Annotated in this window: 9 protein-coding genes; 8 read left to right on the top strand and 1 reads right to left on the bottom strand. The window is 68.0% G+C overall.

The features are described from left to right. The first annotated feature begins 360 nt into the window (after positions 1-360). The 6 genes from INP57_RS26615 to fdxA all read left to right on the top strand — a co-directional run bounded on the left by INP57_RS26615 (position 361) and on the right by fdxA (position 9,296). On the top strand, positions 361-1,566 hold the full coding sequence (locus INP57_RS26615; RefSeq protein WP_200073106.1) for an NAD(P)-dependent alcohol dehydrogenase: 1,206 nt from the start codon (positions 361-363) through the stop codon (positions 1,564-1,566). A gap of 138 nt (positions 1,567-1,704) precedes the next feature. Beyond that, positions 1,705-3,975, top strand: coding sequence for an ATP-binding protein (locus tag INP57_RS26610; RefSeq protein ID WP_200073105.1), 2,271 nt, complete (start codon positions 1,705-1,707; stop codon positions 3,973-3,975). A 500-nt stretch (positions 3,976-4,475) separates the two neighbouring features. Further along, complete coding sequence (locus INP57_RS26605) at positions 4,476-6,332, top strand: 2-oxoacid:acceptor oxidoreductase subunit alpha (RefSeq protein ID WP_307850297.1); 1,857 nt, start codon at positions 4,476-4,478, stop codon at positions 6,330-6,332. Then, on the top strand, positions 6,329-7,414 hold the full coding sequence (locus INP57_RS26600; protein WP_200073104.1) for a 2-oxoacid:ferredoxin oxidoreductase subunit beta: 1,086 nt from the start codon (positions 6,329-6,331) through the stop codon (positions 7,412-7,414). Before INP57_RS26605 ends, INP57_RS26600 begins: the two co-directional genes overlap by 4 nt. Before the next feature lie 183 nt (positions 7,415-7,597). Continuing rightward, positions 7,598-8,755 (top strand): lytic transglycosylase domain-containing protein, encoded by a 1,158-nt coding sequence (locus tag INP57_RS26595; protein WP_200073103.1) that lies wholly within the window; start codon positions 7,598-7,600, stop codon positions 8,753-8,755. A 214-nt stretch (positions 8,756-8,969) separates the two neighbouring features. Further along, a complete protein-coding gene (gene fdxA / locus INP57_RS26590; protein WP_200073102.1) occupies positions 8,970-9,296 on the top strand; it encodes a ferredoxin in 327 nt (108 codons plus the stop codon). Between the two features lie 135 nt (positions 9,297-9,431). On the opposite strand, the gene INP57_RS26585 is transcribed toward fdxA, so the two are convergent. Beyond that, positions 9,432-10,463, bottom strand: a complete 1,032-nt coding sequence (locus INP57_RS26585; protein ID WP_200073101.1) for an NAD(P)H-dependent flavin oxidoreductase — start codon at positions 10,461-10,463, stop codon at positions 9,432-9,434. 350 nt (positions 10,464-10,813) lie between these two features. Between INP57_RS26585 and INP57_RS26580 the strand changes: the two genes are divergently transcribed. After that, a complete protein-coding gene (locus tag INP57_RS26580) occupies positions 10,814-11,977 on the top strand; it encodes a 2-hydroxyacyl-CoA dehydratase subunit D (RefSeq protein WP_200073100.1) in 1,164 nt (387 codons plus the stop codon). Between the two features lie 58 nt (positions 11,978-12,035). Then, positions 12,036-13,373 carry a 2-hydroxyacyl-CoA dehydratase subunit D gene (locus tag INP57_RS26575; protein ID WP_200073099.1) on the top strand — a complete coding sequence of 446 codons (1,338 nt, stop codon included), beginning with the start codon at positions 12,036-12,038 and terminating at the stop codon, positions 13,371-13,373. Positions 13,374-13,379 lie beyond the last annotated feature (6 nt).

Below are 13,379 nucleotides of genomic sequence, written 5' to 3'. Positions count from 1 at the left end.
ACACCCGCCTATGCCTCGTAGATCGTCCGGTCGCCTCCGCCGGTCGGCAAAACCACGTAGTTCTACCCGTGACCGGCACCATACCGGAATGATTAACGTGGTGTTTCCAGAGCGCGAGACCAAGGCAAAGGGGCCGGTCATGAGGCTGGAACACCGCTCATCATCCGTCGATGAGCCGTGCCGCCGACACAGGTTCCGGGGCTTCGTCCGGGGCGAGTCGGCACCGATCTCCGAAGACGGTTCGGCGTCCTGCGCGGCCAACGCACGTGTTCGGCCCGAACGCCCTGGTCGGTTAGCAGCACTCGAATCCGCCCGGGCGGCCGCCCGACCGCCCGGGCGAGAATCTCCAAGGAGGCCGGGATGCGCGTTACCGCTGCTGTCGCCAGGGACGAGGGGCAGCCGTTCATGCTCGAAGAACTTGAGCTGGATCAACCGCGGCCGGACGAGGTTCTCGTCGAGGTGCACGTCGTAGGGCTCTGCCGGACCGACATCTCGCTCCGGGACCAGTGGATGCGGATTCCGCTGCCGGCGGTGCTCGGGCACGAAGGCGCCGGTGTGGTGGCGCGGGTCGGCGCGGACGTCACCAAGGTGCGCCCCGGCGACAAGGTTGTCATGACCTTCGGGTCCTGTGGTCGCTGTCGTTACTGCGAGAGCGGCCACCCCGCCTATTGCATCGAGCTGCTGGAGCGCAACGTCAGCGGCAGCAGGCCGGACGGGACCAATGCCCTGCATTGCGACGAGGAGCGCGATGAGATGCACGGGTTCTTCATCAGCCAGTCGTCGTTCGCCACGCACGCCATCGCCAGCGAGCGCAGCATCGTGCGGGTCGCCGACGACACCGACCTGGAGAAGGCCGGGCCGATCGGCTGCGGAATCCAGACGGGCGCCGGAGCCGTGATCAACCGGTTGCGTCCGGAGGCCGGCTCGGCCATCGCGGTGTTCGGTGTGGGAGCGGTCGGCATGGCCTCCGTGATGGCCGCGCGGCTGGTCGGTTGCTCCAAGATCATCGCGGTCGACGTGCAGCCGGACCGTCTCGACCTCGCCCGGGAACTCGGCGCGACGCACCTTATCGACGCAGGCCGGGTCAACCCGATCAGCGCCATTCAGACGATGACCGATGGCGGTGTCGCCTACACCGTGGAGACCACCGCGGTACCGGAGGTCGCGCGGCAAGCGGTCTACAGCCTTGCGCCACTCGGCACCTGCGCCATCCTCGGTCTCGGTCCCGCGGGTGCCGAGCTGTCCATCGACATGACCAACCTGCTGCTGCCCGGGCGGACCGTGACAGGAGTGACTTGGGGCGATAGCCGGCCCGATGGATTGATCCCGCAGCTGCTCGAACTCCACGGTCAGGGCCGGTTCCCGGTGGATCGGCTGATCGACACTTACTCCCTGATGGACATCAACCAGGCCGTCGAGGATCTTGAAGCCGGCAAATGCCTCAAGGCCGTGCTGAAGCCGTGTCCGCTGCCTGCCCGCGGGATTTCCGCGGCTGACCAGGAGAGTCGCGCCGGGCGAGTCCGAACGTCGGCCATGGTCTCGGACAGATGGCCGCAAAGCGCGTGACAACGGCGTGGTGAGTGGCCACGAAAAGAGCTCCGACTGGCCTAGCCTCTTCTACTACACTGACGCTGCTCTGCGCAGCGGCGCGCCGGGAAGGGGACATCACGGGTGTGTGCTCAGGTCAGGGAGCTCGGCGAAGGTTTGACCAGTTTCGTCGGTCGCAAGCGGGAGCTGGCCGAGATAACGCGGTTGCTCGGTGAATCTCGGCTGGTCACGCTCACCGGTGTCGGTGGTGTCGGCAAAACCCGCTTGGCGGTGCGCGTGGCCGACCGATTGCGGCAGGAATTTCCCGATGGTGTCTGGCTGGTCGAACTCGCGAAGGTCAGCGAGCCGGCGCTGGTCCCGCACGTCGTCGCGGAGGCGCTCGGTGTCCCGGACCAGTCGACGCGGTCTCGCGAGGCGGCACTGCTCGAATTCCTCGGCGAGCGGCGGCTGTTGCTCATCATGGACAACTGCGAGCATCTCCTCGGCGCCTGCGCGACGCTGATCGCGAAGCTGGTGCGCGAGGACAACCGAGTCGTCGTGCTCGCCACCAGCCGGGAGGTGCTCGGACTGCTGGGTGAGTGCAGCTGGCCGGTACCACCGATGTCCATCCCGGATCTGGCGAACCTGGCACCGACGCGTGGCGGATACGTGTACGGGCACGAGGCGCTCGACCTGTTCGAGGAACGCGCGCGGACGGTGTTGCCCGACTTCCGCCTCGATTCCACCTCCAAGCAGGCGGCTTCCAAGCTGTGCCAGGGATTGGACGGGTTACCGCTGGCGATCGAGCTGGCGGCTGTGCGGCTGCGGTCGATGTCGGTGGAGCAGATCTTCGAGCGGCTCCGTGACCGGTACCGGTTGCTGAGCTCCGGCAACCGGGGCGGCCCGGGGCGGCACCAGACGCTGCGCGCCGCCGTCGACTGGAGCTTCGACCTGTGCACCGAGCAGGAGCGGGCGCTGTGGGCCAGGCTGGCGATCTTCGCGGGCAGCTTCGATCTCGAAGCGGCCGAAGCCGTGTGCACCGACGAGACCACGACCGCTGACGACGTTCTCGAACTGCTGTCGGATCTGGTGGACAAGTCGGTCGTGCTCCGGGAGGAAGCAGGATCGAACGTCCGCTACCGGTTGCTGGAGACGATTCGTTCGTACGGCAGGGAAAAGCTGGCCGCCGCGGGACTCGAGCGCATCTTCCGGACGCAGCATCGCGACTACTACCTGCGTCTCGCCGAGCGCCTCGACGAGAACTGGTTCGGCCCCGACCAGTTCTACTGGTGGGACAGGTTGCAGAGCGAGCAGGCCAACTTGTGGGCGGCACTGGACTTCTGTCTGACCACCCCGGGGGAAGAAGCCGCGGGAATACACATGGTTGGCGCCCTGTGCTTCTACTGGAACGCCTGCGGCCACCTGCAGGACGGCCGTTACTGGCTGGAGCGGGCGATGGCGGCCGCCCCGGGTGCCGGTGCCGCCCGGACGAAGGCCCTGTGGGTCACCGGTTACGCCGCGATGACCCAAGGCGACCACGTGGCGGCCAGGATCTGCTTCGACGAGTGCCTGGAGCTCGCCGAGACGCTCGGGGACGAACGTGCGCGCGCGCTGACCTGCCAGTTCCGGGGCTCCTCGGAGCAGTTCACCGGCAATCTCGAACGCGCGGAGCCGTTGCTGGTAGAGGCGGTCGACTTCCACCGGAGCGCCGGGGTCGTCGACTCGCTGACCGTGCTCGGCGTGGCCCAGCTCGCCTTCGTGTCCTGCTTGCTCGGGACCACCGATCGCGCCATCGAGCTCTGCGAGGAGTGCCGGGCCACCAGCGAAGCGCACGGGGAGCGGTGGGCGCTCTCCTGGGGGCTATGGGTATTGGGCCTCGCTAGGTGGACCAGCGGTGAGTACGCGATGGCGGCAGAGGCGCTGCGGGGATCGCTGGACGTGAAGAGCGCGCTGAACGATCGGCTGGGCATCTCGGCGGCCTTCGAGCTGCTGGCATGGGTCGCCGTCGAGGAGGGCGACGCGGGGCGGGCGGCGCAGCTGTTCGGTGTCAGTCGGACGGGGTGGGCCACGGTCGGTGATCCGTTGTTCGGCTCGCAGACGTTGGTGGACACTCACGACCGCTACGAGGCACGGGTCCGCGGCGAGCTCGGCGACGGCGCATTCGAGGAGGGCGCGCGGCGCGGCGAGCAGCTGAAGATCACCGATGCCGTCGAGCTGGCCAGGATCGGCCACCGCGAGAAGGTGGGCTCCAGCATCCCGAACCTGACCCGCCGCGAGCGCGAGGTCGCGCGGTTGCTCGCGAAGGGCCTCACGAACCGGGAGATGGCCGACCGGCTGGTGATCTCCCAGCGCACGGTCGAAGGTCACGTCGAGAACGTGCTCGGCAAGATGGGCGTCAAGTCGCGCACCCAGGTTGCCATCTGGTTCACCAGCCGGGACATCGGTTAGCTCGGCGCCGTGCCGCTCCGCGTCCGGACCGAGCACGGCGGACGGACAGGACCCGGCCCAGCCGCGACCGACGACATGACCTGATCTGAAACGAGGTCGTCGGTAGTGTAGTACTTTCCGCGCCTTCGGAGCTGCCGCGCGTCGCGTCCTAAGTGGACTTTTGGCTCTCCTGACACGTGCCCGCGGCTCGAACAAATCCCGATGTGCAACAAGCTGAGTTCGCTCGGTGAGTGTCGTGCGGGACGTTCCACTGCATGTCAACGTCTGCCGGGGTAGCTCCGAATCCAAAAGAAACTACTACACACGCGGATTGTGAGTACGCATCGATGTAGTATATTGTCGATTGGTGGTCACCGGCTCGGACGGAGTCCGAGCCGGTGGGCATGGGTGTTGGCGCGGATGCGCGGGGAGCCTGCCGGCGCCGGGTCGATCGTTCGGCGTCGGCAGGGTGCGCCCCAGCGCACTGCGCCCGGGTTGTTCCGGCTCACAAGGAGGTTGGCGTGCGCGCTTCGGTCGAGCGGGTGAACCGGGTGGTGATCCGGTTCGCCGGCGACTCCGGCGACGGGATGCAGCTCACCGGCGATCGGTTCACCTCCGAGACGGCGTTGTTCGGCAACGACTTCGCCACGCTGCCCAACTTCCCGGCGGAGATCCGCGCTCCCCACGGCACGTTGCCCGGGGTGTCGTCGTTCCAGCTGCACTTCGCCGACACCGACATCGCCACGCCCGGCGACCGGCCGGACGTCCTGGTGGCCATGAACCCGGCCGCGCTGAAGTCCAACATCGCCGACCTCTCGGCCGGCGGGACGCTGATCGTCAACACCGACGAGTTCACCAAGCGGAACCTCGCCAAGGTCGGGTACGACGCCGACCCCTTGGGTGACGGGTCGCTGGAATCCTTCGCCGTGCACCGGGTGCAGATGGGCACCTTGACCCGCGGGGCGCTCGAGGAATCGGGTCTGTCGAAGAAGGAGGCCGAGCGTTCCAAGAACATGTTCGCGCTCGGCCTGCTCTCCTGGATGTACAACCGGCCCGGTGAGGCGACCGAGCGGTTCCTCCGCGAGAAGTTCGCCAAGAAGCCGGAAGTCGCCGAGGCCAACGTGCAGGCGTTCCGGGCCGGGTGGAACTACGGCGAGACGACAGAGGCGTTCGCGGTCAGCTACGAAGTCGCACCCGCCAAGCTCGCCCCCGGTGCCTACCGGCAGATCACCGGCAACACCGCGCTCGCGTACGGGATCGTCGCCGCGTCGCGGTGCTCCGAACTGCCGGTCCTGCTGGGCACTTACCCCATCACCCCGGCTTCGGACGTCCTGCACGAACTGGCCAAGCACAAGGACTTCGGCATCACGACCTTCCAGGCGGAGGACGAGATCGCCGGCGTCGGGGCCGCAGTCGGGCACGCCTTCGGCGGCGGTCTCGGCGTCACCTCGACGTCCGGGCCGGGCCTGGCGCTGAAGTCGGAGATGATCGGCCTCGCGGTGATGACCGAGCTTCCGTTGGTGGTGCTGGGCATCCAGCGCGGCGGCCCGTCCACGGGCCTGCCCACCAAAACCGAGCAGGCCGACCTGATGCAGGCCATGTACGGCCGGAACGGGGAATCGCCGGTCGCCGTACTGGCGCCGTCCTCGCCCGCTGACTGCTTCGCCAGCATGCTGGAAGCCTCGCGAATCGCGTTGAAATACCGGACTCCGGTGGTGCTGCTGTCGGACGGCTACATCGCCAACGGCTCCGAGCCGTGGCTGATCCCGGACGTGGCCGAGCTGCCCGATCTGCGGGTTGCGTTCGCGGTGGAGGGCAATGCCACGGACGGATCAGGGGAGTTCTGGCCGTATCTGCGAGATCCCGACACGCTGGCACGGCCCTGGGCGGTGCCGGGCACGCCTGGCCTGCAGCACCGGATCGGCGGGCTGGAGAAGGAGGACGGGACGGGCGACATCTCCTACGACCCGGACAACCACGACAAAATGGTCCGGCTCCGCCAGGCCAAGATCGACTGGATCGACGTGCCGGACGTCGTGGTGGACGATCCCGGCGACCGGGCCAAGGCGCTGGTCCTGGGCTGGGGGTCGACGTGCGGCCCGATCAGCGCCGCGGTGCGGCGAATCCGCGGCCAAGGCCACGACGTGGCGCACGCCCACCTGCGTCACCTGAACCCGTTTCCGGCGAACCTGTGTTCCGTGTTGCACCGCTACGAGCGCGTGCTGGTCCCGGAGATGAACCTCGGTCAACTGGCCACCTTGATCCGAGCCAGGTACCTCGTCGATTGCGCCGACTATACCAAGGTCGCCGGTCTGCCGTTCAAGGCCGAAGAGCTCCAGGGTGTCCTCCGCGAATTTTTAGAGGGAGTGCGAGCATGACGACGGACCTGGGCCTGCCGCTCGTCGGCGGGCAGCACGACGTCCCCGGCAGCACCGAACCGCAGAAGGCCAAGGACTACAAGTCCGGCCAGGAGGTCCGGTGGTGCCCGGGCTGCGGGGACTACGTCGTGCTCAACGCGGTGCAGTCGTTCCTGCCGACGCTCGGGCTCAAGCGCGAGAACATCGTGTTCATCTCGGGAATCGGGTGCTCGTCGCGATTCCCGTACTACATGAACACCTACGGGATGCACTCGATCCACGGCCGCGCGCCGACGATCGCCACGGGGCTGGCGCTGTCCCGCCCGGACCTGTCGACCTGGGTGGTCACCGGGGACGGGGACGCGCTGTCCATCGGCGGCAATCACCTGATTCATGCGCTGCGGCGCAACGTGAACTTTACGATCCTGCTGTTCAACAACCGGATCTACGGTCTGACGAAGGGCCAGTACTCGCCGACCTCCGAGCCGGGGAAGGTCACGAAGTCGACGCCCGCGGGGTCGGTGGACCACCCGTTCAACCCGGTCTCGCTGGCGCTGGGCGCCGAAGCCACCTTCGTGGCACGGGCGATCGACTCCGACCGCAAGATGCTCACCGACGTGCTGCAGGCCGCCGCCGACCACCGCGGCGCCTCGCTGGTCGAGGTCTACCAGAACTGCCCGGTCTTCAACGATGGCGCGTTCGACGTGCTCACCGACAAGGCGGAATCCGAGCGCCGCATCATTCCGCTCCGCGACGGTGAACCGGTGCGGTTTGGTCCCGAATCTCCGGACGGGGCGGGGGAATTCGGCGTGGTACGCGATTCGGCCAGCGGCGCACTCGCCGTCCGCCGCGTCGCCGAGCCGGGTGCGGACGCCGTGCTGCGGCACGACCCGGCCGCGGACGACCCGACGCAGGCGTTCGGACTGTCCCGCCTGACCGATCACGACCTGGGCTATGTCGTCACCGGAATCTTCCGGCAGGTGCGCCGCCCCGCGTACGACGACCTCGTCCGCGAACAGGTGCGGGCGGCGGCCGGGCGTGGCGAACGTGCCGATCTCCAGTCTCTGCTGAACGGAACCGACACCTGGACGGTATCCCCGTGACGGCCGGGTGCTCGCATTCGTCCGTCACGTGAACTCCCCCAGCGGCCGATCAGAGCCCGAACCCATCCCGGAGTCGCCGCGCAGTCCGCCAGCGTTCCCGACGGCCGATCGTCCACGCCCGCGCAACCGCCGCGGCGGTCTCTCTGTACTCACATCGCATCCGGAAATCGGAGGTCTGTGATCATGGTTCGCAACCGTGGACCGCGACAACGCGGCACACCGGCGCACGGATTCGGCGCGCAGCGCCGCATCCGGTGCTACCAGGCGGCCGCGCTGGCCGGAATGCTGGCGCTCGGGGCGGCGGATCAAACACCCTGGGCGAGCGAGGCGGACGTCGAAGCGAGCGGGTCGAACGCCGCGCACGGCACTCCGCCGCCGCAGAACATGGCGGCGCCGGAGCCGCTCGCGGGTGCACAGCCCGCGGCCGTGCCCGAAAGACCGGCCAAGGGGCCCCGCGCGCTCCAGGCCGGCGCGGTCCCGGTCGCCCCGAAGTACGGCATCCCCGCAACAGTGCTCGATTCCTATCAGCGTGCGATCGACGCCCAGCGGCGGGACGAGCCGGGCTGCGGGATCGCCTGGTCGCTGTTGGCCGGCATCGGCAAGGTCGAGTCCGGACACGCCCGCGGCGGCGACGTGACCCCCGAGGGCGATCTGATCCACCCGATCTACGGCCCGTCGCTGGACGGAACGAACGGGACGGCCTCGATCCAGGACGGCGGGCAATCGGCGCGCGCCGCCGGCTCGATGCAGTTCATCCCGTCCTCGTGGGCGAGATGGGGCGCGGACGGCGATCACGACGGATCGAAGGACCCGCAGAACGTCTACGACGCCTCGCTGGCGGCTTCCCGCTACCTGTGCGGCGGGGGTCGTGATCTGACGACACCGGAAGACCTGCGCGCCGCGATCTTTAGCTATAACCACTCGCAGGACTACGTCAACCTGGTGCTCCGCTGGATGCGCGCCTACGAGAGCGGAGGCGGCGGCGTTCCCGACGAGCGCGCCTCGTCGGAGCTGCTGACTCTTGCCGCGTTCCAATCGCCCAGCGACACCGGCGGCGACTCCCCGGCCGCGACGGCCCCGCCCGCTGCGCCCCCGCCTGCGGCGGAGCAGCCGCAGAACCCCGTCCCCGCGCCGGAACCCGAGCCTCAGGAACCAGAGCCACCGCAGGAGGGCAGCGACCCGGCGCCCGCGCCCGACCCGCCGCCCGGGAAGGGAGTCCTGCAACCGGTGAAGCAACTCCTCCCGCCACCGGTGAACGACGCGGTCGCGCCCATCGTCCGGCCGGTCGAGCACGTCGTCGGGCAGCCCCCCGTGCAAGGCCTTCTCGGCGGAGACCGCTGAGAAGTTCTTTCAGAATGATCTGCGTAGTGGGTCGGGTGGCGGAGACTCAGCGGCTCCGCCACTGACGGGACACAGATCAAAAACCATTTTGTAAGGACTCGTCAGCGAACGACGCCGGTGAGCGCGGTGCCAGTGCCGCGCCCACCACCAGCGAGCCAATCCGAGGTGGTACGCGGTCGTCCCCAGACGACCGGGGAATCGAAAGGATCCAATCGTGACCTACGTGATCGCCGAGCCGTGCGTGGACGTGCTCGACAAGACGTGCATCGACGAGTGCCCGGTGGATTGCATCTACGAGGGCGGACGGATGCTCTACATCCACCCCGACGAGTGCGTCGACTGCGGTGCCTGCGAGCCGGTATGCCCGGTGGAGGCCATCTACTACGAGGACGACGTCCCGGAGGAGTGGGACGCGTACACCAAGGCGAATGCGGATTTCTTCGTCGAGGCGGGGGTCTCCGGCGGCGGGTCGAAGGTGGGCAGGACGGACCTCGACGTCGAGCCGATCGCCGAGCTGCCCGAGCGGGCAGCCGGCCACTGAACCGCTGCGGTGACGAACCCCGGTGGCTCCGCGCACAACCCCGATCCGGCGCGGAGCGGCAGGGATTTCCGGTGGCGCCACCGGAAATCCCGGGCGGTGCCGGGGCGGGCGAGTGGTGCCCGCCCCGGCGGTGGTTCAGCTGTGCGCCCCCGGGGCGAGCCGGTCGAGCACGGCGGCTGCTTCGTCGGCCATGGCGGGGACGAACTCGGCGATCTTTATCATGTCCTGGATCGCACCGGTGACCTGCCCGGCGAGGACGAGCCCGTCCTCCACGTCCCCCTCGGTCTGCGCACGCTGCATGGACTCGATCTTCCACCGCAAGAGCTCGGCGGGGTTGGTGGTCTCGCCGTGCTCCTCGGCCAGGCGCAGGGACGCTCGGTTGCGCAGCCCGCGGCACGGGCCGTACACGCCGGTGAAGGCGATGTCGTCGCCCTCCCGGGCCGCCAGCAGTGCCTGCGCGTAGTACGGGTGCCAGTCGGAGTTCTCCTCCGAGGCGATGAACCTGGTGCCCATCGCGACCGCATCGGCTCCCATGCACAGCGCCGCCGCCAGGGTCGGCCCGTCCTTGGCTCCGCCGGAGAGCACGACGGGCACGTCGACGGCCGCGGCCACGCTGGGCACGAGCACGTACGTGTGCACCCCCTTGCTCGGGGCGTGCCCGCCCATCTCGAAGCCGGCGGCGATGATCGCGTCGACCCCGGCCTGCTGGGCTTTGACGGCTTGGGCGGTGGAGCCGACCTTGTGCTGGTGCACCATGCTGGCGTCTTTGATCGGCGCCACGTACGCGCCGGGGAATCCGGCGGAGGTGGTCAGCACGGTCAGCCGCTCGGCGATCCGGTCGTCCTCCTCTCGCGCCCGCAGCGCGGTCTTGATGTAGGTGTCGGTGAACTCCAGGACCTTGCCGTCGCCGTCCACGCCGACCGGCACGTTGACCGCGAACGGCTTGTCGGTCAGCGCGGCGCACTCCTCGATGTGCGCGCGGAACTCCCGGGCTCCTTCGGCCAGGTCGCGCGGGAAGCCGGGCATGCTCACCGTCCCGAGACCGCCCGCGTTGCTCACCGCCGCGGCGAGCTTGGGGGTGCGGAACGGCCCCAGTCCTTCCTGCACGATCGGATGCTCGATGTCGGACAGCCGGGTGTACCGGTTGGCGATCGGGCCCATGGTCATCGGCTCCTCGAAGGTCGGTGGAAAGGCTTCGCACTGGCCCGCGCGATGGGCGGTTCGCGTGCCGTGGCACTCGCCCGCGCGTGCGAGATGCGGACGGATGCGTGGCCGGCGGCGGGCCTCGGACGCCAGGGAAGATACATTCAAGGGCCCTTAGTGTCCATGAATGTATGATATTGAGTCTGCGCGAGGGCGGCCGCGAGGGCAAAAACTTATACATTTTTGGGCTTCGAGTGTTGCGAAGTGTACACTGTTGGGGTTACACATGGTGGGCAAGCACGAACGGGAGATCGGTTCCCGCAGCTCGCCTACACCTCCCGCGAGGCGGGAAGTTCGAGAAGGCAGGTGAACACGTGTCGGAGACACTCGCGGCCGCGCTGGCCCCGCTCGCCGAGATCGCCGAGGACCCGGACGCCTACGTCGCGCGGTGGAAGGAGCGAACCGGCGGCAAGGTGGTCGGGGCCTTCCCAATGAACTTCCCGGCCGAGATCGCGCACGCCGCCGGGGCGCTGCCGGTGGTGATCCAGGAGAACCGCGAGCCAGACACCCACGGCCGCAACCTGCTGGCAGAGTTCTACTGCGGCTACACCCGCAACATCGCCGACTCCGCGGCCAAGGGAAAGCTCGACCTCTACGACGGGTTCTTCCTGGCCGACCACTGCATCCAGCTGCTCGGCGCGGTGGACGTGGTCCGGTTCGAGTCGCCGGACAAGCCGATGTACTTCGGCCACCTGCCGACCTCGCTCGGCGATCGGTGGACCCCGGAGGACACCCGGAAGATGATGCGGTCATTTGTGGACGAGATGGGCGAGTTCGCCGGGGCTCCGGTGACGCCGGAGGCGTTGTCCCGCAGCATCGCGCTGTTCAATGAGAACCGCAGGCTGCTGCGGGAGATCTTCGAGGCTCGCAGGTCGGGCAACGCCCAGTTCACCGCCGAGGACATGCAAGTGCTGGTCAAGTCCAGCATGGTCATGGACAAGGCCGAGCACACCCAACTGCTCCGACGGGTCATCGCGGAAGCCGCGGAAGTACCCCGCGACGACCGAGTCCGGCTGTACCTGTCGGGCCATTTCAGCCACGCCCCGAAACCGGAACTCCTGCGGGCGATCGAGGATTGCGGTGCGCTCGTCGTGGACGACGACCTGTTCACCGGCATGCGGTACATCTCGACCGATGTGCCCGAGGACGTCGATCCCGTGGACGCACTCAGCGACTGGTATCTGAAGCGCGACGCCAACCTCCCGTGCTCGACGCTGGTCCAGCACGAGGCGGACTGGGAGGACTACCTGCTGAACTCCATCGACCGGAGTGGGGCGCAGGGCGTGATCGTGCTGCTGGTCAAGTTCTGCGAGCCGCACATGCTCTATTACCCCGAGCTGCGCAAGGCATTGGACGAACGAGGTGTCCCGCACCTGCTCATCGAGACCGAGCACGAGGGGGTCCCGGAGGAGAACGTCCGGACCCGGGTGGAAGCGCTCCTGGAACGCATTCGCCGCACCCAGCTCGTCAGCTCCTGATACCTGAACCGCTGCCGCTGCCGAAGCGCAGCCGCTCCCAATCGCAGGAAGTGATCACATGAGCACTCCAGTCATGGACAAGACCAGGCGTCTGGAAGTCAACAAGGCCGGCAGCAAGATGATCTCCGACTACTGGGACGGCGTCTTCAACGCACGTGAGCGCGGCGACCAGGTGGTCTGGTACAACGGCCAGGCGCTGAACCCGATCTTCCAGGCGGCCGGCCTGGTGTGGTGCCACGGGGAGGCATTCTCGGCACGGCTGGCGGCGCAGCACCTGGAGGTACCGGCCCAGCAGGCGGGCGAGGAGTACGGCTACATCGGTGAGCTCTGCTCGTACTCCCGCACCCACCTGGGATGCGCGGTGCTCACCCAGAAGAGCCGCCAGGGCGAAGCGACCGGGATCGTGGGCATGCCCGAGCAGGAGCAACTCGCCAGCAAGCTGCCCGCTCCCGACTTCTTCGTCAACGCCTACTCCGGGTGCAGCACCGGCCAGCAGTGGGACGACATCTCATTCCGGGTGTTCGGCAAAGAGCTGCCGATGTTCAACGTCTCCCTGCCGTTCCTGTGGGGCAACAAGCCGGATGCGGGATACCTCGTCGGTGAGGAGTGGGAGCAGACCTCGCTGCACGTGGAGGATCAGCTCTACAAACTGATCGACTTCATCGAGCACCAGACCGGGCGGCCCTTCGACTGGGATGCGCTGCGGCAGAACATGGCCTACATCAAGCGCGCTTCCGAGCTCCGCCGTGAGGCGATGGCGCTGTGCAAGCTCACCCCCGCCCCGGCGACGTTCTGGGACTGGATCTCCAGCATCGCGCACATCAACTTCCTGCCCGCCAGCCAGGAGCTCGTGGACTTCTTCGCGGCGGTCAAGGCGGAGGTCGAGCGGCGCGTCGCGGAGGGGATCAGCGGCGTGCAGAACGAGCGCTACCGGCTCTACTTCGACGGCATCATGAACTGGAACAAACTGGGCTGGCTCGCCAAGAAGTTCGCCGCCCACGACGTCTCCGTCATAGCCGGGCGCTACACCCACCACGCGTTCTGGCAGGAGCCGCACATGATCGACCCGGAGAATCCGATCCCGGGCATGGCCAAACACTACCTGCTGTGCCCGACCAACCACGGCACCAAGACGATCCAGGACCTGGTGCTCCGCGACTGCGAGGAGTACGGGATGGACGGGATCGTGTTCCACTCCACCCGCACCTGCCGCGCCTTCACCAACCCGCAGCAGCTGGTCGCCAAGGCGGCCCAGCGCGACCTCGGCATCCCGTCCATCTTCTTCGAAGGTGACGTCGCAGATGCGTCGTTCTACAAGGACGAGGTTCTGGAGAGTCGGCTGGTGGCGATGCTGGAGAGCATCGACGTGCGGCGCAGTCGCGCCGTCACGGGCTGACCGGCC

Source organism: Saccharopolyspora galaxeae (assembly GCF_016526145.1).
Lineage (GTDB): Bacteria > Actinomycetota > Actinomycetes > Mycobacteriales > Pseudonocardiaceae > Saccharopolyspora_C > Saccharopolyspora_C galaxeae.
This window is presented reverse-complemented; position numbering and strand designations above follow the sequence as displayed.

What these genes read in the sequence shown, in the direction of transcription:
- INP57_RS26615 (WP_200073106.1), top strand. Translation starts at nt 361, where the DNA reads ATGCGCGTTACCGCTGCTGTCGCCAGGGACGAGGGGCAGCCGTTCATG.
- INP57_RS26600 (WP_200073104.1), top strand. Translation starts at nt 6,329, where the DNA reads ATGACGACGGACCTGGGCCTGCCGCTCGTCGGCGGGCAGCACGACGTC.
- INP57_RS26595 (WP_200073103.1), top strand. Translation starts at nt 7,598, where the DNA reads ATGGTTCGCAACCGTGGACCGCGACAACGCGGCACACCGGCGCACGGA.
- INP57_RS26585 (WP_200073101.1), bottom strand. Translation starts at nt 10,463, where the DNA reads ATGACCATGGGCCCGATCGCCAACCGGTACACCCGGCTGTCCGACATC.
- INP57_RS26575 (WP_200073099.1), top strand. Translation starts at nt 12,036, where the DNA reads ATGAGCACTCCAGTCATGGACAAGACCAGGCGTCTGGAAGTCAACAAG.